Source organism: Lutibacter sp. (genome assembly GCF_041562875.1).
Taxonomy (GTDB): Bacteria; Bacteroidota; Bacteroidia; order Flavobacteriales; family Flavobacteriaceae; genus Lutibacter.
This window is the reverse complement of the sequence record NZ_JBFFOE010000048.1, coordinates 1-21,478: the sequence shown is the minus strand read 5'-3', so window position 1 is coordinate 21,478 and position 21,478 is coordinate 1. Positions and strand designations below refer to the sequence as shown.

Genomic DNA, 21,478 nt, shown 5'->3' with positions numbered 1-21,478 from the left:
TATTGAGCTAATTTTTCTTTTTTACTTTCTAAATTATAGGTGTAATGACTTTCAGTAATAATTGCCAATGTACGTGCGTGATCTATACCAAATAGTGCAGTTAGCTCATGGCCCATCATATGAATCGCCCAATCAGATGGTACACCTTGTTGAATTAACCCATTTAAAGCCATAGTGCAGCTCCACATAAAATTAGCTGCTGCATTATAATTTGTAGGATCTTTTAATAAAGTAGGAGCAACTTCAACCAATGTTTGCAGTATGCTTTCAGCAAAACGATCTTGTAGTTTTGCATCTACTGAATACGTCATATATTGTTCTAAAACGTGTGTAAAAGCATCGGCTAAACCATTTGCAATTTGACGCTGTGGAATTGACTTTACAACCTCAGGATCTAATATTGAAAACATAGGAAATAATCCAGGACCGCCCATCACTAACTTTTCTTTTGTTTCTCTACGAGTAATTACGGCTCCCGAGTTCATTTCTGATCCTGTAGCTGGTAATGTAAGTACTGTTCCAAAAGGCATTCCTTCTAATGTACGTTCGTTGTTTTTAAGTATGTTCCAAGGTTCTTCACCTTTATACAATGCTGCAGCAGACAAAAATTTAGTTCCGTCAATTACAGAACCTCCACCAACAGCTAATAAAAAAGTAATTTTTTCTTCTTTAATTACTTTTAGAGCTTCTACTAAAACAGCATATTCTGGGTTGGCAGGAATACCACCAAATTCAACAACTTCAAATGTTGAAAGTCCTTTTTTTACCTGATCGTAAATTCCATTTGTTTTGATGCTTCCACCTCCATAAAGTAGCAATACTTTAGCGTTTTTAGGAATCTCATTTGTAATATTGTCTATTTGGTTTTTACCAAATAAAATTTTTGTAGGATTTTTATATTGAAAATTATTCATAATCTTGAATTTTAATATGTTATTTAAATTTTAACCAGCATTTTACCGCTGTTTTTACCTTCAAAAAGGTCTAAAAATGCTTGAGGAATGTTATCAAAACCTTCAGCAATCGTTTCTGTATATGTTAGTTTTCCTTCAGTTAACCACTGAGATAATTGTTTGATGGCTTCAGGGTATTTTTCAGCATAATTAAAAACTATAAATCCTTGCATTAAGGCACTATTTCTTACTAAAAAAGGTTGAACGCTCACGCTTTTTGGTAATTCGATATTGTTGTAAATTGAAATAGCTCCACAAATAATAATGCGTGCAAATTGGTTGATATTGAATAAAACAGCATCCGAAATTGGACCTCCAACATTATCAAAATAAATATCAACACCATTTGGAGCAGCTTCTTTAATGACTGCAGCCATATTTTTGGTTGTGTTGTAATTAATAGCCTCGTCAAAACCAAGAGACGATTTTAACATGGTTACTTTTTCATCAGTTCCAGCAATACCAATAACTTTACATCCAAATAATTTAGCAATTTGCCCAACAATACTACCTACTGCACCGGCAGCACCAGAAACTACAATTGTTTCTCCTTTTTTAGGTTTTCCTATTTCTGTTAAACCTAAATATGCAGTTAAGCCAGTCATTCCTAAAACACCTAAATAAGTTGAAAGTGGCGCTTTTAAAGCATCTACTTTTAACAATCCTTCTCCATTAGATTTTTGAAACTCTTTCCATTCTAACATTCCAGCTACAAAATCACCTTTTTTAAATGCCGTATTTTTTGAGTCTATAACTTCAGCAACAATACCTGATGTAATTGGTTTATGTAACTCAAATGAAGGCACATATGATTTAGCATCACTCATTCTTCCTCTTAAATAAGGATCAACAGATACATATGTTGTTTTTAACAACAATTCTCCCGCTGTTATATTTTCTACTTCATTTAAAACAAATTTAAAGTCAGCTAATTGAGGTTTCCCAATTGGTCTTTTCTCAAGTAAAATTGTTCTGTTCATTAGTGTAATTTTTTAAAAGTTGAATAATTTCAACATTTATATTTCCTTTATTTATTCAATAACCGTTACTAAATCTTCAGTGCTTTTTCTTACTTTTTTAAGGTTTACCAGCCAATCACTATCAGTATCTCTATAACCAACAGGTAATAGCACACAACTGCGTAACCCTTTTTCTCTTAGTCCTAAAATTTTATCAACTGCAGCAGGGTCAAAACCTTCAATTGGAGTTGTGTCTACACCTTCATAAGCAGCAGCAATTATCGCAGCACTAAATGCAATGTAAGCTTGTTTTGCAGCATGGTTAAAATTTTCTTCAGCATCTTTTTGTGGATAAGAGCTTAGCAACATTTGACGGTAGTTTTCCCAACCTTCATTTTTTGTGTTGCGAATTTCATTTGTTAAATCGAACATTTTGTTGATACGTTCTGCAGTATAAGTATCCCAAGCAGCAAAAACCAATAAATGTGAACAGTCTGTAATAACAGATTGATTCCAGGCGACTGGCTTAATTGCTTCTTTAACTGCTTGATTTTTAACTACAATTATTTCAAAAGGTTGTAATCCACTTGATGTTGGCGCCAATCTTGCCGCTTCAATAATGTTTGCAATTTTTTCTTCTGAAACTTTTTTACCATTCATTGCTTTTGCAGCGTATCTCCAATTTAATTTATCTAATAATTCCATAATTTTTAGTTTAATTTATTTTTTAGTTATTTTTATTTTGAAATTTCTCTGATTTTATCAGAAGTAATAATTTTTTCTTTTGAAGTTTTTGAGTTTGCTAAATTCAGCATTGCTTGAGCAATTTCTTCCGCTACAATAATTTTGTATTGTTTTAATTTCCCTATAAAAAGAGGTTGAATTATTTTAAATATAATCAAGCCTATTTTTTCTAAGAGTCTACTTTCTTTTCTATTTCCGCCAATAATAGAAGGTCTTAAAATATAGGTATTTGGAATGTTTTGAAGCAAAACTTCTTGCTCCATTTCACCTTTTGTTTTATTATAAAAAACACTGCTTTTTGCATTTGCACCCATTGCAGAAACTACCATAAATGTTGGTATATTGTTTAGTTTTGAAAGCTTTGCAGCTGTTACAGGAATTCCAAAATCGATACGTTTATACGTTTCTTTATTAGGTGTTTTTTTTGCCGTTGTACCAATACAACAATACACTTCATTTGCTTTAAAATTTGCTAAAAAATTTTCTAGTTCTAAAATATCTCCAATAAATTGTTCCACTTTATTAGGTAAACCTTCCATTTTTTTACGTGAAAATAATTTGATAGATTCATAACGATCATCATTTATAAGTTTTTGTAAAAGAATTGAACCAGTTAAACCTGTAGCTCCTAAAATTATTGCTGTTTTTTTCATCTCCTATAATTTTATGCTGTCCCAAGCAGCTTGAAAAGAGTCTTGAAGCATTTCTGAATCTAACTGGCAAAAGTTACGTTGCTGTATTAGAGTTAAAAAAGCTAGCGGGTAAATGGTATATGCATATAAAATATAAGGCGACAGCGGTTTAATAATTTTTTCTTTTTGTCCGCGTTCCCATAAATCTAATAAAGGTTGTAAATGTTTTAATCCTTCACGTCTGCTTTCCTCATCAATCATCGGTGTGTTGTCACATTGCGATAAAAAAGTAGCTTCTTCCACATGGTTTAATTTAAAATCGGCAATGTTATACCAAATTAGTTCAAACCCTTTTTTAACAGGTAAATCTTCGTGTGCATCTTTAAATGCGTGCGTACTAAACGCTTCTTTAACTTCTAAATATAATTTATTAATTAAGTCTTGTTTGTTTTCAAAATAAATATAAATGGTTGCAGGAGAAACTCCAGCAATTTTTGCGATTTTACTCATTGGCGCATCATGAAAACCTTGGTTGTTAACCAAGCAAAGCGTTGCATTTAATAAATCTTTTCGCTTTTTATTACATTTTTGTCTTATTGCCATAATTATACGGTTTGTTTATTTTGAGACATCAAATTTTTTATTTTCCATATAATAAAAATTAATAGGAATTGAATAGGTAGTCTAATTAAAGCTGCTTGTTTACTTCCAATAGCGGGCGTTTCAGAAAACACATCCCAAATGTGAATTGGTAAAAAGAGTATTAATAATATGAATATTCCCAAGGCTCCAAAATTTGCATACTTTTTTAGTAGTAACATTACACCTAGTAAAACTTCAACAGCACCGGATACATAGATTATTGTTATTTTTAAAGGCAAGAATACTGGTACAAAAGGTATAAAAAAAGATGGTTTTATAAAATGTTGTACTCCTGCATATATCATAAATACTGCAATTACAATTTTTAAAATATTCCAAATTTTTAAAGAGTTCAATTTCATAACTACTATTTTGTGAGTGCAAATATAAAAAAAATTATTCACAAAATGAACATTCATTCTTTTTGCGAATATAAAATTATGTTAAAACTTAAAAAGAGTACTTTTGCACTATAATAAAAAGTATGATGGCAAAAGGGAAAAATAGCGAACAATTACATTCAAATAACAAACATAAGAATGGTTATAATTTTAATGACTTATGTGAAGTGTATCCAGATTTAAAAGAATTTGTTTTTGTGAATCAATATGGTACTGATACCATAGATTTTGCAAATCCAAAAGCAGTAAAAGCTATAAATACAGCTTTATTATTTAAATATTATAATTTGACTTTTTGGGATTTTCCAGATGATAATTTATGTCCACCAATTCCTGGACGTGTAGATTATATACATTATTTAGCTGATTTGTTAAATGCTTCAGGAATTCATGAAAATGTAAAAGTTTTAGATATTGGAATTGGAGCAAATTGTATATATCCTCTTTTAGGAAATGCTGAATATAACTGGCAATTTATAGGAACTGATATCGATAAAAAATCATTAGATAGAGCTCAAATTATTTTAAAAAAGAATAACCTCATTGAATTTATTCAACTAAAACAGCAAACTGATTCCACCCAAATATTTAAAGGTATCATAAGCGAATCGGATAAATTTTCTGCAACCATTTGTAACCCACCATTTTATAGATCTCAAGAAGATGCTATGCAAGCAAATGCTAGAAAATTAGAAGGATTAGGAAACAGAGATGATGTAAAAACTAGAAATTTTAGTGGGAAACAACAAGAATTATGGTATAAAGGTGGAGAAAAAGCGTTTATTCATACCTATTTATATGAAAGTTCTATGTTTAAAACCAATTGCTTTTGGTATAGCACATTAGTTTCAAAAAAGGAAAATGCAGAAAGTATGTATTCGTCTTTAAAAAAACTTGGTGCAACTGATATTAAAACAATACCAATGCACCAAGGTAATAAAGTAACAAGAATTGTGGCCTGGACTTTCTTAAATAAAGATGAACAAAAGGAGTGGATTACTAAACCTTAATGTAATTCCTTTTTTATTTAAAAATTATAGCCTACTTTATCAAAAATTAAAAACCGTAGTTAATTCCAACACCAATAACTTCTCTAACTTGAAATCCTTCAAATGCATTATCATCATAAACAGTTTGGAATGTGAAATTAGTTGACAAGTATTTATTAATTTTCATAACAATGTTCATCGTATAGTCAATATCAACATTTTGTGCATCTTCTAAATAGTCAGAAAATAGCGTTAAAACATTTTCCATAGACACATTTTCCATGATGTTAAATTTGGCTAAACCAGAAGCACTAAAACCAAATTCAAATTTGGTGCTTTTCCCTTCTTCTACACCAAAATAAGCATTGTTTGGTAAGGTAAAAGCATTATCAACAAATATAAATTTAGTGGTAGCAGGCGCAAAATTAAATTTTAAATCATCATTCTTTTTCCAAAGCATTCCAGGACCGAATGATAATTCAGCTGGAGACATAAAATTTGTTTTTTCAGCTCTAACTTCTTTACCGTTAATGTCTTTATCATAAACGTAACCCTTTGTAAACTGTGTTTTAAAATTTAAAAATGCTGAGTAATACCAAAACCCTTTTGCTTTTTTACCTACCAATGAGTTAAATTCAAAACGATCGTCTGTTTTCTTTTCAAATTCACTGTTTTTACTTTTTGTTAATCCGTAAGAAGCTAAAATTTTGTTATCCCAAGTTATATTTTCGTTGATGTAATTGAAATCATAATTGATTCCTAAATTACCAGCAATGTTATTTTCACCTCCTGTAGCCCAATCTGAAAAAGCAGATTGATTGAATAAAAATGAAATATTTCCTGTTTTAGTCCAACCATTTTTTGGCCCTTCTTCTTTTTCTTGTGAAAAAGCTAATGTGCTAATCAGCACAAATACTATTAGTAAAATTACTTTCTTCATAATTATTTTAATTTAAATTTAATTTTTAAGCGTGCAAAAATATATAAATAAGACCTAATTTACATAAAAAGGTCACATTTTAAATTAATAAATATTACAATAAATTTATTTTTTATAAAGAGGAACTGTAGAACAAGCTTCACCAAACATGATGGATTTAGCTACAGGTTGTAATTTTTCAATAAGTTGGATGTAAGCAGTTTCAGGAATTGGTTTTTGAGCACAGCCTTTTATAATAATTGGCTTATTTATAAACTCCTCAATATTAAAATTAGCAATAATTTCATGATAAATTGAAGTTTCTAAAGCTGTTAAATTTCCAACCACAATTTTTTTAGCAAAAGGAGATAAATAAGTTGTTATTAACATAAATGCCCAAGAAGGAATAATAGCATCACAAGAGCATGTTAATGCAACATACTTATTATTGTATTGCTCCCAATTATGATTTTTTAAGTGTTCACGAAATTCCGTTTCTTTTAATATAAGTTCATGAAACAGCCAGTTTTTTATATCAATACTAGTTCTCGTTCCTTGAGGATAAAAATCTTCAAGATCAATTGTTTTTAGTTGACTATTGGCAACTCTATTTACAATTTCATTAGACATTTAAGAATGTTTTTAAAGGAATCCAAGTTCTAACTTTGCTTCTTCACTCATCATATCTTGTGTCCATATTGGATCAAAAGTAATTTCAACTTCTGCGCTTACTACTTCTTCAATTGTTTTAACCTTCTCTTCAATCTCAACCGGTAAAGTCTCAGCTACTGGGCAATTTGGTGAAGTTAAGGTCATTAATATTTTAACGTCGTTATTTTCACTAACCATAACATCGTATATTAAACCTAACTCATATATGTCTACAGGAATTTCAGGGTCATAAATAGATTTTAAAACCTCCACTATTTTAATGCCTAATTCTTCTACGCGGTCACTACTCATTACTATAATCTTTGTTTATACTCATTCTAAATAAGTGCAAATATACATGAATTAACTTAATTTAGAATGAAATGCTAAGGCGTATAATTTAATTTGCTTAATCATAGAAACTAAACCATTTGCTCGCGTTGGAGATAAGTGCTCTTTTAACCCTATTTCATCAATAAAATAAAGATCGGCATCTAAAATATCTTTTGGTTTTTGGTTGTTAAAAACACGTAATAAAATAGCAACAATTCCTTTAGTTAAAATAGCATCACTATCTGCAGTGAATTTAAGTTTATCACCTTCTATTTCAGAATGTAACCATACTTTAGATTGGCAACCAACAATTAAATTTTCCTCTAATTTATACTGTTCATTAATAAGTGGAAGTGATTTCCCAAGCTCAATCATATATTCATAACGTTCCATCCAATCTTCAAACATGGAAAACTCATCTATAATTTCTTCTTGTATTTCTTTGATAGTCATTTTTTAAACTTATTTTTGCAAAATTAAACACATGGATTGTTTAAAAAAAATATAAACACAAATAATGCGTAATAAAATATACGCCGAAATTAAAATTAGATGAATAAATTACTAGTTGTAGGTACGGTTGCTTTTGATGCTATTGAAACTCCGTTTGGTAAAACGGATAAAATTTTAGGAGGAGCAGCAACGTATATTTCGCTTTCAGCTTCACAATTTGGAGTAAATTCAGGAATTGTTTCAGTAGTTGGTGGAGATTTTCCGAAATCATATTTAGAAAAATTAAATGCCAAAAATATAAATACTAATGGTATTGAAATAATTGAAGATGGAAAAACTTTTTTTTGGAAAGGACTTTACCATAACGATTTAAATACACGTGACACTTTAATTACAGATTTAAATGTATTAGCTAATTTTAATCCAGTAGTACCGCAAGAATTTATAGAGACTGATTTTTTAATGTTAGGAAATTTACACCCTGCAGTTCAAATGTCTGTAATAAATCAAATTCCTGTGCGACCAAAATTAGTGGTTTTAGATACTATGAACTTTTGGATGGATAATACATTGGATGAATTGATGGAAGTTATTGCTAAAATTGATGTAATTACTATTAATGACGAAGAAGCTCGTCAACTTTCAGGTGAGTATTCTTTAGTTAGAGCCGCTCAAAAAATTCATAAAATGGGACCTAAATTTGTGGTAATTAAAAAAGGAGAACACGGTGCTTTATTATTTAATAATGGAGATGTATTTTTTGCTCCAGCGTTACCATTAGAAGAAGTTTTTGATCCAACAGGTGCCGGAGATACTTTTGCTGGTGGTTTTATTGGCCACATTGCAAAATCAGGAGATATTTCATTTGAAAATATGAAAAGAGCTGTTATTTCAGGATCAAACTTAGCTTCCTTTTGTGTAGAAAAATTTGGAACAGAACGAATGGAAAATTTAACACAAGATGAAATACAAGAAAGACTATTACAGTTTAAACTATTAACACAATTTGATATTGAGTTAAGTTAAAATGAATTCCGCCAGCGTGCGGAATTTTTTATTTAATTTTACAACTAATACTACTAAAAAATGAGCGACGCTTTAAAACATGAATGTGGAATTGCAATGGTTCGATTATTGAAACCTTTACAATTTTATAAAGATAAATATGGTTCTGCATTTTATGGGTTAAATAAAATGTATTTGTTAATGGAAAAGCAGCACAATCGTGGTCAGGACGGCGCAGGTTTAGCAAGTATTAAATTTAATGTAGCTCCTGGGACTAGATATATCAGCCGTGTCCGATCAAATGAAGACCAACCAATTCAAGATATTTTTGCTCAAATTAATGGACGCTTAAATGAGTTAAACGAAGCATTTCCTGATAAAATAGATGATGTTGAATGGCAAAATAACAATGCGCCATATTTAGGGAATTTATTTTTAGGACATGTTCGTTATGGTACTTTTGGTAAAAATAGTATTGAAAGTGTCCACCCATTTTTACGTCAAAGCAACTGGATGCACAAAAGTTTACTAGTTGCAGGAAATTTTAATATGACCAATTCAAAACGATTGTTTAACGATTTGGTGGAGATAGGACAGCATCCAAAAGAAATGACCGATACTGTTACAGTAATGGAAAAAATTGGCCACTTTATTGATAAAGAAGTTGCCGAATTATACGTAAATATTAAAAAAGAAAAAGGCGTTGGTAAAAAAGAAGCTTCACCATTAATTGAAGAACGTATAGATTTAAAAAAGATACTTGAAAAATCAGCAAAAAACTGGGATGGAGGTTATGCAATGGCTGGTTTATTGGGACATGGAGATGCTTTTGTACTTCGTGATCCGGCAGGTATTAGACCTGCATTTTATTATAAAGATGATGAAGTGGTTGTTGTAGCATCAGAACGTCCAGTTATTCAAACCGTTTTTAATGTAGCTATGGATGATGTTCAGGAAATTGAGCGCGGTCATGCATTAATTATTAAACGCAATGGAAAAATTACTTTAGATAAAATTTTACCTCAATTACCACAAAAATCTTGCTCTTTTGAACGTATTTATTTTTCAAGAGGTAGTGATGCTGATATTTACACAGAACGTAAAAATTTAGGGAAATTTGTATTTCCTCAAATATTAGAAAAAATAAATAATGACATTCCAAATACCGTTTTTTCTTTTATTCCAAACACTGCTGAAACTTCTTTTTATGGAATGCGTGAAGCTGCAGAAGACTTTTTAAATCAGCAAAAAGCAGAATTAATACTTAATGGTCAACGAAGTTTATCTGTTGAAAAAGTAAAAGAAATTTTATCTGAAAGACCACGAATTGAAAAGCTAGCCATTAAAGATGCAAAGTTGCGAACTTTTATTGCTGATGATAGTAGTAGAGACGATTTAGTAGCTCATTTATATGATGTTACGTACGGCATTGTTAAGCCAACTGATAATTTAGTAATTATTGACGATAGTATTGTAAGAGGAACAACTTTAAAGAAAAGTATTATTAAAATTTTAGATAGATTAAATCCTAAAAAAATCATCATTGTATCCTCAGCACCACAAATTCGTTATCCAGATTGTTATGGTATTGATATGGCAAAACTAGGTGATTTTATAGCGTTTAGAGCAACGTTAGAATTACTAAAAGACACCAATCAATATCATATAGTTGAAGAAGTTTATGCCAATTGTTTAAGTCAAAGACACTTTGAGGATATTGAAATATCAAATAAAGTAACTGCAATTTACGCTCCATTTACAGATGCTCAAATTTCAGATAAAATTGCTGAAATGTTAAAAACAGAAGATATAAATGCCGAAGTTGAAATTATATATCAATCCGTTAAAAACTTACACAAAGCATGTCCAAATCATTTAGGTGATTGGTATTTCACAGGAGATTATCCAACTCCGGGAGGAAATCGAGTTGTAAATGATGCGTTTATCAATTTTTATGAAGGCAGTGATGCAAGAGCATATTAGATTTATCTAAAATAAAATTCAACATATATAACTATTGTGAAAGAAATCCTTTTTATAACACCCCCTTTTACACAGTTAAATACGCCATATCCTGCTACGGCTTATTTAAAAGGATTCTTAAACACTAAGAAGATTTCTTCATTTCAAATGGATTTAGGTATTGAAGTAATTTTAGAACTTTTTTCTAAAAAAAGACTTCACGAAGTATTTAATATCGCTTTTGAAAATGAAAAGTTGAGTTCTTATAATGCGCAAAGAATTTATTCATTAAAAGAGGAATATTTAAATAAGATTGATGCTGTATTAACTTTTTTACAAGGAAAAAATCAAACGTTTGCTCGTCAAATTTGTAGTGATAATTTTCTTCCTAGAGCTTCAAGATTTGAACAATTAGAAGATTTAGATTGGGTTTTTGGTTCTATGGGAATTCAAGATAAAGCGAAACATTTGGCTACGTTATTTTTGGAAGATTTATCCGATTTCATAGTTGAATGTATCGATGAAAATTTTGGATTCAGCAGATATGCTGAACGCTTGGGGAAAAGTGCCAATAGTTTTAATGAATTGTATGAAAGTTTACAAGAAGAACCTTCATATATTGATACCATTTCTTTAAAAATTTTAGAAGATAAACTACAAGAAATTCAGCCTAAATTAATTTGTATTTCAGTGCCATTCCCAGGGAATTTATACAGTGCTTTTCGTTGTGCTCAATTTCTAAAAGAGAAGTATCCTGATATAAAGGTTTCAATGGGCGGTGGTTTCCCAAATACTGAATTAAGAAGTTTAACAGATGTTCGTGTTTTTGATTTCTTCGATTATATTACATTGGATGATGGAGAATTACCTATAGAGTTATTGCTTTCAAACGTATTAAATTCCACTTCAACTAATCCAGATTTTAAACAGTTTAAAAGAACTTTTTTGAAGGAAGATAACAAATTAGTTTACAATAATTTATCCTCAAAAAAAGATTACAATCAAGCAAGTTTAGGAACTCCAGATTATTCTGATTTATTGCTTGATAAATATATTTCAGTTATTGAAATTGCAAATCCAATGCATAGCCTTTGGAGTGATGGACGCTGGAATAAACTTACCATGGCACATGGTTGCTATTGGGGAAAATGTACTTTCTGTGATATTTCTCTCGATTATATAAAGAATTATGAGCCAATTGCAGCAACATTATTAGTAGATAGAATGGAGCAAATGATTGCTCAAACTAATGAAACAGGTTTTCATTTTGTTGATGAGGCAGCGCCACCTGCGCTAATGAGAGCACTAGCAATTGAAATAATTAGAAGGAGTTTAACCGTGACTTGGTGGACAAATATTCGTTTTGAAAAAAGCTTTACAAAAGACCTCTGTTTGTTATTAAAAAAATCAGGTTGTATTGCTGTTTCTGGAGGATTAGAAGTTGCTTCAGACCGATTATTGGCATTAATAAAAAAAGGTGTAACTGTTGAACAAGTTGCAAAAGTTACCAGTAATTTTACAGAAGCTGGTGTAATGGTGCATTCCTATTTAATGTATGGTTTTCCAACCCAAACAATTCAAGAAACGGTAGATAGTCTAGAAATGGTCAGACAGTTGTTTGAATTAGGTTGTATTCAATCAGGTTTTTGGCATCAATTTGCGCTTACAACACATAGTCCTATAGGTTTAAATCCTTCGGAATATGGCATTATTCCTCAGTATAAAAACATTTCTTTTGCTAATAATGATATTGATTTTAAAGATAAAACAGGAATTAATCACGATAAATTTAGTTTCGGGTTAAAGAAATCTATCTATAATTTTATGAACGGAATTGGTTTTGAATTGCCTTTACAAGAGTGGTTTGAATTTAAAATTCCGAAGACAACAGTTAAAGATGATTTTATTATTTCTTGTTTTGAAGAGGAAGAGGATTTTAGTACAAAACCTTCTGCTAAAATATATTGGTTAGGTGGAACCCCTTTAATTTCAGAGTTTACAAAATCTAAAAAAGGAAAAAGTAAACACATGCTTCAACTAATTTTCCATGAGAACAATGGAAATTTTGAAATTTCTTTGGAAGCTGAAAAAGGAGAATGGCTTTTAAATAGTTTAGAAAAATTAGCTGTTACAGAAAAATATTCTTTTACTTTTTCTGAATTAAAATCAGATTTTGAAAATCATTTTGCAGATTTTGAGTTGTTTTGGTATTCAAAACCAATTCATGTTTTGAGAGATAACGGTTTATTGGTATTGTAAATAAATTATAGTTAATTAGATAAAAAATAACACAATTCCGCCAAGTGCAATAAAAGCTCCAACAACTTCTTTTACAGTTACTTTTTCTTTATAAAGTAAAATTGCAGGAGGAATAATTAAAACTGGTATAATTGCCATAATGGTTGAAGCAATACCAACAGTTGTATATTTTACAGCTAATAAAGACATGTAAACTCCTAAAAAAGGACCAAAAATAGAGCCAATCACTATAAATCTCATGGAGATGGAATCCGTTACAGCTTGTTTAACTTTAGGCCATCTTTTTATCAATGAAATTAAAATTACAAATCCAATTGCGCCTGCAATAATTCTAATTTGAGTTGCTGCAAAAACGTTGTAATCTCTCATTCCATATTTACTTAAAACCAATCCTAACGCTTGCCCGATAGATCCAAAAAATGCAAATAACATTCCTTTAGGTGAAAAAGAAAATTGAATTTTTTTATTTTTTAAACCAGCTTTTAAATCATCTAGCTTCTTCTTTTCTGTAATTACCATCATAATTCCAAAAATGGTAATAAACATGGCTAGTATTGAAATGAAATTCATAGTTTCACCTAATATAAACCATCCTATAAAAGCAGCTAATGGAGCACTTAATGACATAATTAGCATAGAAATTCTTGCGCTAATTAACTCATATGATTTAAAAAGAAAATAATCTCCAAAAACAAATCCAATTAACCCAGAAATTGACATCCAAATCCATTGATGAGTAGAAGCATCAAAGGGTAAAAATAACCCTCTTGAAAAATAAGAAATAAAGCCGTAGATAAAAAAAGCAATCAATAAACGTAATACATTAACAGACAATGACCCTGCTCTTCTGGTTGCTTGCTGAAAAGATAAACTTGTAGCAGTCCAAAAAATAGCAGTTAGTAAAGCAAATAATTCACCTAAATGGGATGTAAACATAATTAACCTGCATAATTTTTGAAACGCTAAAGTACATAAAAGTAAGTGCTAATTTTAAAAAATTAGCAACGAATTTTGTAGCGTTATAAATACTAATTCAACAATAAAAACGTGTAATATTTAAAATAATTTTTATGTAAAAACCTGAATAACAGCAATTATAATGAATTTTAAAAAAAATGGTTTAATTCAAAAAATATGAATACTTTTGCACGAAATTTGAAAAGTAGAAATATGAAGCGTATCAATGAGTACAAAAAAATATTTAAGATAGAAGGCGAAATTAATTTAAAAGAACTGAAAACTACTTACAGAGGGTTGGTAAAAGAATGGCACCCCGATAAATTTCAGGACGAAGAAAAAAAGAATGAGGCAGGAATCATAAGTACAAAAATTATTGATGGCTATCATTTTTTGGTTAGTATAGCTCCAGAAACTAAAGAGTCAAACTTAGAAGAATATGCTAACATTACTTCTGAATCAAAAATTGAAAATTTTCAACATAAAAGTATGCTTTTAGAAATTACTTTTGCTTGTGGAACCACTTATGAATATTTTGGTGTGAACCAAAACCTTTTTAACAAATTTGTAAATAGCGGTCAAAGATCTAATTTTGCCAAAAGAAAATTATACAATTCATTTCTTTACAGAAAATCTAAGAAAGCGGCCTAATTATTAAATTCCAAATCCGTTTGTATGTATTCAAACTGATTTGGAATTTTAGATAGTTTAAATCTTCAGCAAAAGTAGACTGATTTAGAAAATTTTGTAGCCCAAACTAAATAATAGCTCAACCTACTAACAGCGAAAGATTCTTTTCTAAACTAAATTTTTTTATTCCTTAATAAAAAACAATGCAATTCTAAAGCCCTGCACTAAAAAGCGCAGAGCTTTATTTCCTAATTATAGTCCATCAACTATTTTTTCTAAAAAAACTTTTATTCTTTTTTTAAAAAAGACAAATAATAAAAGAATATTTTTGTTGTAATTTTTAATAGAATCATAAAACTAAATAAAGAAATATGAAAGTCTTTTTACATAAACTTAAGAAATGGATTGTAAAAAGTATTTTTGCTTTTTTTCTACTATCTATAGTATCAGTTATTATTTTTCGATGGGTTCCAGTTCCTTTTACACCGCTCATGGTGATTAGAAATATAGAGCAGTGGTCAAAAGGTGAAAAAGCGGCTTTTAATCATAAATGGGTTTCAATAGCTGAAATTTCTGATAATTTAGCCAAAGCTGTAATTGTTAGTGAAGATCAAAAATTCATGGAACATTTTGGTTTTGATATGGAAGCTATAGAAAAAGCCTATGAAAAAAATAAAAAGGGAAAAAAAATCAAGGGAGGCAGCACTATAACACAACAGACCGCCAAAAATGTATTTTTATGGCCACAAAGGAGCTATGTTCGAAAAGGTTTTGAAGTGTATTTTTCATTTTTAATTGAAGTTTTTTGGAGTAAAGAACGCATTTTAGAAGTGTATTTAAATAGTATTGAAATGGGAAATGGTATTTATGGTGCTGAAGCTGCTTCTCAACATTGGTTTAGAAAACCAGCAGCCAAATTATCTAATTATGAAGCTGCTTCAATTGCAGCAATTTTACCAAATCCCAGAAAATATAAAGCTAAAGGTTCCTCTGTTTATATTGAAAATAGAAAGAATTGGATTTTACGTCAAATGAATTATTTTGGCCCGTTAAAGTTTGAATAATTACTACTAACAAAAAAAACCCACTATTAGCGGGTTTATTATGTTAATTTTAGGTAGTAGTAAAAGAGTTTATTTATTTTCTGAATATAATTTTTCAACATAATTCCAATTAATTACATTAAAAAAGGCATTAATATAATCTGGTCTTCTGTTTTGGTAATGTAAGTAATAAGCATGCTCCCAAACGTCTATTGCTAGAATTGGAAACCCACCACAACTAACTCCTGGCATTAATGGGTTGTCTTGATTTGGAGTAGAGCAAATTTCTACTTTTCCACCTTTATGAACACATAGCCAAGCCCAACCAGAACCAAAACGAGTTGCTGCAGCTTTTGCGAAAGCATCTTTAAAAGCATCAACTGAACCAAATTCAGCTACAATAGCATCTTTTAATTCTCCTGATAAATAGCCTTTTCCTTCTGGATTCATCACATTCCAAAACATTGTATGATTGTAAAATCCTCCACCGTTATTTCTAACAGCGGCATTATTCATGTCTAATTTTGTAATAATATCTTCAATCGATTTTCCTTCTAAATCAGTCCCAGCAATAGCATTATTTAAATTGTTGGTATATCCTGCATGGTGCTTGCTGTGGTGAATTTCCATAGTTCTTGCATCAATATGTGGTTCTAACGCATCATAAGCGTACGGTAATTTTGGTAATTCAAAAGCCATAATTGTAGTTTTTTTAAATTAATTATACTCAAAGGTAATGAACGATTCTCATTTTTAAAAATCTTAAAAATCGAATGTTTTTATAGTGATATTAGAATATCCTATATGATGGCTTAAATGCTAAATAATTTCCTCAATCCTCTATGATTGCATAATCTGCATCTTTAGGGTATTTAGCCATAAATTCTTCAACTTTATCAACCATAGTATTACTTCCACAGAAAAAAGGTACACGCTGATGCAATTCAGTAGGTTTAATATCTAAAATACGCATATAACCATCACTTGCTTTTCCGTTAGCTTGCTCTGCTAAAAATGCCATTGGATTGCATTCATATAATAAACGTAATTTTCCTTGTGGGTTTTTAGTACTTGTAGGATATAAATAAATACCACCTTTAATCATATTTCTATGAAAATCTGACACTAAAGAACCTATATAACGTGATGTATATGGTCTGTTTTCCTTTTCTTCTTGGCAATATTTTAAATAATCTTTTACTCCTTGCGGAAAATGCACATAATTTCCTTCATTGATAGAATAAATTTTACCCATTTCAGGATAACTCATATTTGGATGCGACAAATAAAACGTTCCTATTGCTGGATTTAATGTAAAGCCATTTACACCATGACCAGATGTTAAAACCAACATTGTTGATGTTCCATAAACAACATATCCTGCAGCTACTTGTTGATTTCCTCTTTGCAAAAAATCAATTGTTTCAACTGGTGTTCCTATTGGAGTAACGCGTCTGTAAATTGAAAAAATAGTACCAACAGAGACATTTACATCAATATTTGAAGACCCATCTAAAGGGTCCATTAAAACAATATATTTATTTTCATTTGTTCCATGTTTCCCTTTAATTGTAACAAATTCATCTTCTTCTTCACTGGCTATTCCACAAACAATTTCTCTGTTTATAAGTGTTTGCATAAAAACGGCATTGGCATAAACATCTAATTTTTGCTGATCTTCACCTTGAATATTTGTTTCGCCTGCATTCCCAGTTATATCAACCAAACCAGCTTTATTTACTTTATAATTAACAACCTTCGCAGCTAATTTAATTGAGCTAATTAATCTGTTAAATTCCCCGGAAGTTGATTTGTAGTGTTTTTGATTTTCAATTATAAATTCTCCTAAAGTAAGGTTCTTGTTTGGCATAAATGTTATTGAGTTGTTTGTTTGCACAAATATCGAGAAAATATTTTTTAAAAAGCATCTTGTTTTTCAAATTCTTAAATTAAAGATTTTTACTTTAGCAAAAACAAAAATATTTTTTGAAATGAGTTTTAATATAAGAAAAGGAGAGAAATCAGATATGCCATCTGTTTTAAAATTAATAAAAGAATTGGCTCATTTTGAAAATGAACCCGATGCTGTTATAGTTACTGTAGAAGATTTAGAAAAGGACGGTTTTGGAGAAACTCCTTTATTTAAAACTTTTGTAGCTGAACAAAATAATGAAATTGTTGGGATGGCATTATTTTATCCTCGTTACTCAACTTGGAAAGGAGCTACAATTCATTTAGAAGATTTAATTGTTACAAAAAGTAAAAGAGGATTAAATATTGGAAGTGCTTTATACACTAAAGTGATTGAATACGGTTATAATAAAGGTGTAAAACGTATTGAATGGGTAGTTTTAGATTGGAATACACCTGCAATAAAGTTTTATGAAAGTACTGGGGCTTCTGTTTTAAGAGATTGGGATACAGCCCAAATTCATTGGGATGAAATGAAAAAATATTTAAACAAGTAAAATGAAAATTTTTAAGTTTGGTGGAGCGTCTGTAAAAGATGCTGAAGGTGTGAAAAATGTACTTCGAGTTTTACAACATGAAGGATTTAAAAATACACTTATTGTGATTTCGGCAATGGGAAAGATGACCAACGCTATTGAAAAAATAGCAGACTCATATTTCTACAAAAAAGATGATTTACAAGAGAACATTGAATTTGTTAGAAACTACCACTCAAAAATTATAAATGAATTGTTTGAAGAAAAAAATCATGCCATTTTTATTGAAATAGAAATGCTTTTCGGTCAATTAAGTGGATTTTTTATTCAAAATAAATCTGCCGATTATAATTTTATTTATGACCAAATTGTTGGTTTTGGGGAATTACTTTCCACTAAAATTGTTAGTGCTTTTTTAAATGAAAATAACATTGAAACAAACTGGATTGATGTTAGAGATTATATAAAAACAGATTCTAATTATAGAGATGCTTCAGTTAATTGGGTGCTAACTTCAAAAAAAATTGCTAGTTTAAACCCAAATAAATTATATATAACACAAGGTTTTTTAGGATCTAATTCTAAAGGAAAAACTACCACTTTAGGACGTGAAGGGTCTGATTATACCGCTGCAATTTTCGCATATTGCTTAGATGCTAAAAGCTTAACTATTTGGAAAGATGTTGAAGGTGTATTAAATGCCGATCCTCGTTTTTTTTCAACTACGCAACTGCTTCAGCAAATTTCATATAATGAAGCTATTGAAATGGCTTTTTATGGCGCTTCTATAATACATCCAAAAACATTAAAACCTCTTGAAAATAAAAATATACCCTTATATGTACGCTCTTTTTATACTATTGAAAATAAAGGAACTACCGTAGGAAAAGGTCATGATTTAGTGCCAGAAACCCCCTGTTTCATATTAAAACAAAACCAAATTTTAGTCTCTATATCAGCACTAGATTTTTCTTTTATGGTTGAAAATAATTTAAGTGAATTATTTAAAATTTTACATAATTATAAATTGAAAGTAAATCTTATTCAAAATTCAGCATTAAGTTTTTCAGTATGTATTGAAGATAAGTTCAATAATTTTAAACAGTTTTTGATTGATTTAGAATTAAAATACCAAATAAGTTATGTTGAAAATGTTTCATTATTTACCATCAGACATGCAAATAAAATTGCAGTTTCTGAAATTGAACAAAAAGGAAAAGTATTGTTAAAACAAGCAACAAAAGGGACTGTACAAGTGGTTATGCAATAATTTTATGTATTTTTGTAACTCTCAATAATTTAAATGGATGAGCCTAGTAACTGCAAAAGAAATTGCAAAAGTAATTAACCTTGATAAATATGGATTTATGGGAACTTTCTTAGGTTGGATACTTATGAAAGTGCTTAGAATATCTGCTATAAATAAAATTTACAATAAACACAAACATTTAAAAGGGTTAGAATTTTTTACCGCATTGTTAGATGATTTGCAAATTAAGTTTGAAATACCGGAAGAAGACTTAAAAAGAATTCCAAAAGAAGGTGCATTTATAACTGTTTCAAACCACCCGCTTGGAGGAATAGATGGCGTTTTATTATTAAAGTTACTCATTGAGAAAAGGCCAGACTACAAAATTATTGCTAATTTTTTACTGCATAGAATTAAGCCTATACAACCTTTTATTATGCCTGTAAATCCTTTTGAAGACAGGAAAGATTCTCAGTCAAGTATTGCAGGAATTAAAAGTGCTTTATTACATATTAAAGAAGGAAATCCTTTAGGCGTTTTTCCCGCAGGTGAAGTTTCTACCTATAAAGACGGAAAATTAATTGTAGACAAACCGTGGGAAGAAGGTGCTATTAAATTGATTCAAAAAGCAAAAGTACCCGTTATACCCATCTATTTTCACGCAAAAAATAGTCCATTCTTTTATCTTTTATCAAAATTAAATAGCAAATTAAGAACCGCCAAACTACCTTCTGAATTGTTATCACAAAAAGGACGTATTATTAAAGTTAGAATAGGGAAGCCTATATATGTAAAAGATCAGGAAGAATTTACTGACACACAGGAATTTTGCGATTTTATTCGTAGAAAAACATATATGTTAGCAAATCCATTTGAAAAAGAACGAAAAACATTAACAGCTCCTTCGTTAAAATTGACAAAACCACCAAAAGAAATTGTGCGTCAAAAAAATATTGATAAAATGATTCTTGAAGTTGAAACGCTTAGGAACGGTGATGGCCGTTTACTTAAAAGTAAAAATTACGAAGTTTTCTTTGCGTCAAGTAAAAGAATTCCAAACATTATGTTTGAAATTGGTCGTTTGCGTGAAATTACTTTTAGAGAAGTAGGAGAAGGAACTAATGAATCTATAGATTTAGATAAATTTGATACTTATTACCACCACTTATTTTTATGGGATAATGAAGCTAATAAATTAGTTGGTGCTTATAGAATGGGATTAGGGAAAAATATTTATAAAAAATATGGGATTGAGGGGTTCTATGTTCAAACACTATTTAAATTTGAGCCAGAGTTATATGCTATGATGGAGAATTCAATTGAAATGGGGAGGGCTTTTATAATTAAAGAATACCAACAAAAACCAATGCCTCTATTTTTACTTTGGAAAGGGATCGTAAATATAACATTGCACTATCCTGAGTATAAATACTTAATTGGGGGTGTAAGTATTAGCAATCAGTTTTCTAATTTTTCAAAATCATTAATGATTGAGTTTATGAAATCTCATTATTACGATCCATATATTGCTCAATATATTCATCCTAAAAAAGAATATAAAGTGAAATTAAAGGATGCGGATAAAGATTTTGTTTTTGATGCTACGCAAGCTGACATGAATAAATTTGATAAAATAATTGATGAAATTGAACCTGGAGCATTACGTATTCCTGTGTTAATTAAAAAATATGTAAAACAAAATGCGCGTTTAGTCGCATTTAATGTAGATCCAAAATTTAATAATGCTATTGATGGCTTAATGTATATTAGAGTAGCTGATATCCCTGAAAGCACTGTAAAACCAGTAATGGAAGAATTTCAGGCAGAATTAGAAAGCAGGCTTGAAAATGAAAAAAATGAAGAAGAAGTTAAAGAAACTCCATCTTCATTAAATTAAAATATCAACAATAATTTCTATCTGTAAACAAGCTAGTCTATAACCTGCGACTTAGGGGGCACAACACTTATCTGTTATTTTAAATCTAAGCGAATGTTTACAATTCTACTTTTATCATTTTTCACTTATTAAATAAAGTACACCTTACATAAATAAGTTGGCCGACTTATTTTATTTGTTGCCCAACTTACTTAATTTGTTGACCGACTTTTTAAATAAGTTTCCCGACTTATTTTATTAGTTGGCCAACTTATTTAAATAAACTCGCAGATAAATAAGATCTCTTATTTTATTTATGTATAAAATTTAAAATTAAACAAAAATAGCTTGGGTATTTACCCAAGCTATTTTTA

Annotated in this window: 22 protein-coding genes; 9 read left to right on the top strand and 13 right to left on the bottom strand. The window is 29.8% G+C overall.

Annotated features, from left to right (window positions below; translation table 11 throughout):
• The 6 genes from ABY863_RS08395 to ABY863_RS08370 form a co-directional block, all read right to left on the bottom strand.
• The coding region (locus ABY863_RS08395) for an iron-containing alcohol dehydrogenase (RefSeq protein WP_372793817.1) at positions 1-914 on the bottom strand (914 nt) is incomplete at its 3' end.
• A 23-nt stretch (positions 915-937) separates the two neighbouring features.
• Positions 938-1,933, bottom strand: coding sequence for an NADP-dependent oxidoreductase (locus ABY863_RS08390; protein ID WP_372793816.1), 996 nt, complete (start codon positions 1,931-1,933; stop codon positions 938-940).
• Between the two features lie 51 nt (positions 1,934-1,984).
• Complete coding sequence (locus tag ABY863_RS08385) at positions 1,985-2,617, bottom strand: nitroreductase family protein (protein ID WP_372793815.1); 633 nt, start codon at positions 2,615-2,617, stop codon at positions 1,985-1,987.
• A 32-nt stretch (positions 2,618-2,649) separates the two neighbouring features.
• On the bottom strand, positions 2,650-3,309 hold the full coding sequence (locus ABY863_RS08380; RefSeq protein ID WP_372793814.1) for an NAD-dependent epimerase/dehydratase family protein: 660 nt from the start codon (positions 3,307-3,309) through the stop codon (positions 2,650-2,652).
• 3 nt (positions 3,310-3,312) lie between these two features.
• Entirely contained in the window at positions 3,313-3,891 is a 579-nt protein-coding gene (locus ABY863_RS08375) for a TetR/AcrR family transcriptional regulator (protein ID WP_372793813.1), read from the bottom strand.
• A 2-nt stretch (positions 3,892-3,893) separates the two neighbouring features.
• Complete coding sequence (locus ABY863_RS08370) at positions 3,894-4,292, bottom strand: hypothetical protein (protein WP_372793812.1); 399 nt, start codon at positions 4,290-4,292, stop codon at positions 3,894-3,896.
• Positions 4,293-4,417: 125 nt separating this feature from the next.
• On the opposite strand from ABY863_RS08370, the gene rlmF reads away from it, so the two are divergent.
• Positions 4,418-5,341 carry a 23S rRNA (adenine(1618)-N(6))-methyltransferase RlmF gene (rlmF, locus tag ABY863_RS08365; RefSeq protein ID WP_372793811.1) on the top strand — a complete coding sequence of 308 codons (924 nt, stop codon included), beginning with the start codon at positions 4,418-4,420 and terminating at the stop codon, positions 5,339-5,341.
• A 46-nt stretch (positions 5,342-5,387) separates the two neighbouring features.
• Here rlmF and ABY863_RS08360 read toward each other — a convergent pair whose 3' ends face one another.
• From ABY863_RS08360 to ABY863_RS08345, 4 genes are all read right to left on the bottom strand, one after another.
• Positions 5,388-6,260: a DUF3078 domain-containing protein gene (locus ABY863_RS08360; RefSeq protein WP_372793810.1), complete on the bottom strand. Its 873-nt coding sequence runs from the start codon at positions 6,258-6,260 to the stop codon at positions 5,388-5,390.
• A gap of 105 nt (positions 6,261-6,365) precedes the next feature.
• Positions 6,366-6,869: a DUF2480 family protein gene (locus ABY863_RS08355; protein WP_372793809.1), complete on the bottom strand. Its 504-nt coding sequence runs from the start codon at positions 6,867-6,869 to the stop codon at positions 6,366-6,368.
• A 12-nt stretch (positions 6,870-6,881) separates the two neighbouring features.
• Positions 6,882-7,202 (bottom strand): iron-sulfur cluster assembly protein, encoded by a 321-nt coding sequence (locus tag ABY863_RS08350; protein ID WP_372793808.1) that lies wholly within the window; start codon positions 7,200-7,202, stop codon positions 6,882-6,884.
• Between the two features lie 51 nt (positions 7,203-7,253).
• A complete protein-coding gene (locus tag ABY863_RS08345; protein ID WP_372793807.1) occupies positions 7,254-7,676 on the bottom strand; it encodes a SufE family protein in 423 nt (140 codons plus the stop codon).
• A gap of 99 nt (positions 7,677-7,775) precedes the next feature.
• On the opposite strand from ABY863_RS08345, the gene ABY863_RS08340 reads away from it, so the two are divergent.
• Genes ABY863_RS08340 through ABY863_RS08330 form a run of 3 tightly spaced genes read left to right on the top strand, consistent with a single transcriptional unit; the run spans position 7,776 to position 12,902 of the window.
• Positions 7,776-8,702: a PfkB family carbohydrate kinase gene (locus tag ABY863_RS08340; RefSeq protein WP_372793806.1), complete on the top strand. Its 927-nt coding sequence runs from the start codon at positions 7,776-7,778 to the stop codon at positions 8,700-8,702.
• A 60-nt stretch (positions 8,703-8,762) separates the two neighbouring features.
• Positions 8,763-10,664 carry an amidophosphoribosyltransferase gene (locus tag ABY863_RS08335; RefSeq protein WP_372793805.1) on the top strand — a complete coding sequence of 634 codons (1,902 nt, stop codon included), beginning with the start codon at positions 8,763-8,765 and terminating at the stop codon, positions 10,662-10,664.
• 36 nt (positions 10,665-10,700) lie between these two features.
• Positions 10,701-12,902 carry a radical SAM protein gene (locus ABY863_RS08330; RefSeq protein WP_372793804.1) on the top strand — a complete coding sequence of 734 codons (2,202 nt, stop codon included), beginning with the start codon at positions 10,701-10,703 and terminating at the stop codon, positions 12,900-12,902.
• 15 nt (positions 12,903-12,917) lie between these two features.
• Here ABY863_RS08330 and ABY863_RS08325 read toward each other — a convergent pair whose 3' ends face one another.
• Entirely contained in the window at positions 12,918-13,838 is a 921-nt protein-coding gene (locus ABY863_RS08325) for a DMT family transporter (RefSeq protein ID WP_372793803.1), read from the bottom strand.
• A gap of 234 nt (positions 13,839-14,072) precedes the next feature.
• On the opposite strand from ABY863_RS08325, the gene ABY863_RS08320 reads away from it, so the two are divergent.
• Together ABY863_RS08320 and mtgA are read left to right on the top strand one after the other, a co-directional pair.
• Positions 14,073-14,510, top strand: coding sequence for a KTSC domain-containing protein (locus tag ABY863_RS08320; protein ID WP_372793802.1), 438 nt, complete (start codon positions 14,073-14,075; stop codon positions 14,508-14,510).
• 350 nt (positions 14,511-14,860) lie between these two features.
• A complete protein-coding gene (gene mtgA, locus ABY863_RS08315) occupies positions 14,861-15,553 on the top strand; it encodes a monofunctional biosynthetic peptidoglycan transglycosylase (RefSeq protein WP_372793801.1) in 693 nt (230 codons plus the stop codon).
• Positions 15,554-15,622: 69 nt separating this feature from the next.
• On the opposite strand, the gene ABY863_RS08310 is transcribed toward mtgA, so the two are convergent.
• Both ABY863_RS08310 and fbp read right to left on the bottom strand, forming a co-directional pair.
• Complete coding sequence (locus ABY863_RS08310) at positions 15,623-16,231, bottom strand: superoxide dismutase (protein WP_372793800.1); 609 nt, start codon at positions 16,229-16,231, stop codon at positions 15,623-15,625.
• 133 nt (positions 16,232-16,364) lie between these two features.
• Positions 16,365-17,402: a class 1 fructose-bisphosphatase gene (fbp, locus tag ABY863_RS08305; protein ID WP_372793799.1), complete on the bottom strand. Its 1,038-nt coding sequence runs from the start codon at positions 17,400-17,402 to the stop codon at positions 16,365-16,367.
• A 121-nt stretch (positions 17,403-17,523) separates the two neighbouring features.
• On the opposite strand from fbp, the gene ABY863_RS08300 reads away from it, so the two are divergent.
• Genes ABY863_RS08300 through ABY863_RS08290 form a run of 3 tightly spaced genes read left to right on the top strand, consistent with a single transcriptional unit; the run spans position 17,524 to position 21,125 of the window.
• Entirely contained in the window at positions 17,524-18,000 is a 477-nt protein-coding gene (locus tag ABY863_RS08300) for an N-acetyltransferase family protein (RefSeq protein ID WP_372793798.1), read from the top strand.
• A gap of 1 nt (position 18,001) precedes the next feature.
• Positions 18,002-19,249: an aspartate kinase gene (locus tag ABY863_RS08295; protein WP_372793797.1), complete on the top strand. Its 1,248-nt coding sequence runs from the start codon at positions 18,002-18,004 to the stop codon at positions 19,247-19,249.
• Between the two features lie 37 nt (positions 19,250-19,286).
• Entirely contained in the window at positions 19,287-21,125 is a 1,839-nt protein-coding gene (locus ABY863_RS08290; protein ID WP_372793796.1) for a GNAT family N-acyltransferase, read from the top strand.
• The last annotated feature ends 353 nt before the right edge of the window (positions 21,126-21,478 follow it).

Excerpts from the sequence above, each read along its gene's own strand:
- ABY863_RS08390 (WP_372793816.1), bottom strand. The coding sequence starts at position 1,933 with ATGAACAGAACAATTTTACTTGAGAAAAGACCAATTGGGAAACCTCAA.
- ABY863_RS08385 (WP_372793815.1), bottom strand. The coding sequence starts at position 2,617 with ATGGAATTATTAGATAAATTAAATTGGAGATACGCTGCAAAAGCAATG.
- ABY863_RS08380 (WP_372793814.1), bottom strand. The coding sequence starts at position 3,309 with ATGAAAAAAACAGCAATAATTTTAGGAGCTACAGGTTTAACTGGTTCA.
- ABY863_RS08375 (WP_372793813.1), bottom strand. The coding sequence starts at position 3,891 with ATGGCAATAAGACAAAAATGTAATAAAAAGCGAAAAGATTTATTAAAT.
- ABY863_RS08370 (WP_372793812.1), bottom strand. The coding sequence starts at position 4,292 with ATGAAATTGAACTCTTTAAAAATTTGGAATATTTTAAAAATTGTAATT.
- rlmF (WP_372793811.1), top strand. The coding sequence starts at position 4,418 with ATGGCAAAAGGGAAAAATAGCGAACAATTACATTCAAATAACAAACAT.
- ABY863_RS08360 (WP_372793810.1), bottom strand. The coding sequence starts at position 6,260 with ATGAAGAAAGTAATTTTACTAATAGTATTTGTGCTGATTAGCACATTA.
- ABY863_RS08355 (WP_372793809.1), bottom strand. The coding sequence starts at position 6,869 with ATGTCTAATGAAATTGTAAATAGAGTTGCCAATAGTCAACTAAAAACA.
- ABY863_RS08350 (WP_372793808.1), bottom strand. The coding sequence starts at position 7,202 with ATGAGTAGTGACCGCGTAGAAGAATTAGGCATTAAAATAGTGGAGGTT.
- ABY863_RS08345 (WP_372793807.1), bottom strand. The coding sequence starts at position 7,676 with ATGACTATCAAAGAAATACAAGAAGAAATTATAGATGAGTTTTCCATG.
- ABY863_RS08340 (WP_372793806.1), top strand. The coding sequence starts at position 7,776 with ATGAATAAATTACTAGTTGTAGGTACGGTTGCTTTTGATGCTATTGAA.
- ABY863_RS08335 (WP_372793805.1), top strand. The coding sequence starts at position 8,763 with ATGAGCGACGCTTTAAAACATGAATGTGGAATTGCAATGGTTCGATTA.
- ABY863_RS08325 (WP_372793803.1), bottom strand. The coding sequence starts at position 13,838 with ATGTTTACATCCCATTTAGGTGAATTATTTGCTTTACTAACTGCTATT.
- ABY863_RS08320 (WP_372793802.1), top strand. The coding sequence starts at position 14,073 with ATGAAGCGTATCAATGAGTACAAAAAAATATTTAAGATAGAAGGCGAA.
- mtgA (WP_372793801.1), top strand. The coding sequence starts at position 14,861 with ATGAAAGTCTTTTTACATAAACTTAAGAAATGGATTGTAAAAAGTATT.
- ABY863_RS08310 (WP_372793800.1), bottom strand. The coding sequence starts at position 16,231 with ATGGCTTTTGAATTACCAAAATTACCGTACGCTTATGATGCGTTAGAA.
- fbp (WP_372793799.1), bottom strand. The coding sequence starts at position 17,402 with ATGCCAAACAAGAACCTTACTTTAGGAGAATTTATAATTGAAAATCAA.
- ABY863_RS08300 (WP_372793798.1), top strand. The coding sequence starts at position 17,524 with ATGAGTTTTAATATAAGAAAAGGAGAGAAATCAGATATGCCATCTGTT.
- ABY863_RS08295 (WP_372793797.1), top strand. The coding sequence starts at position 18,002 with ATGAAAATTTTTAAGTTTGGTGGAGCGTCTGTAAAAGATGCTGAAGGT.
- ABY863_RS08290 (WP_372793796.1), top strand. The coding sequence starts at position 19,287 with ATGAGCCTAGTAACTGCAAAAGAAATTGCAAAAGTAATTAACCTTGAT.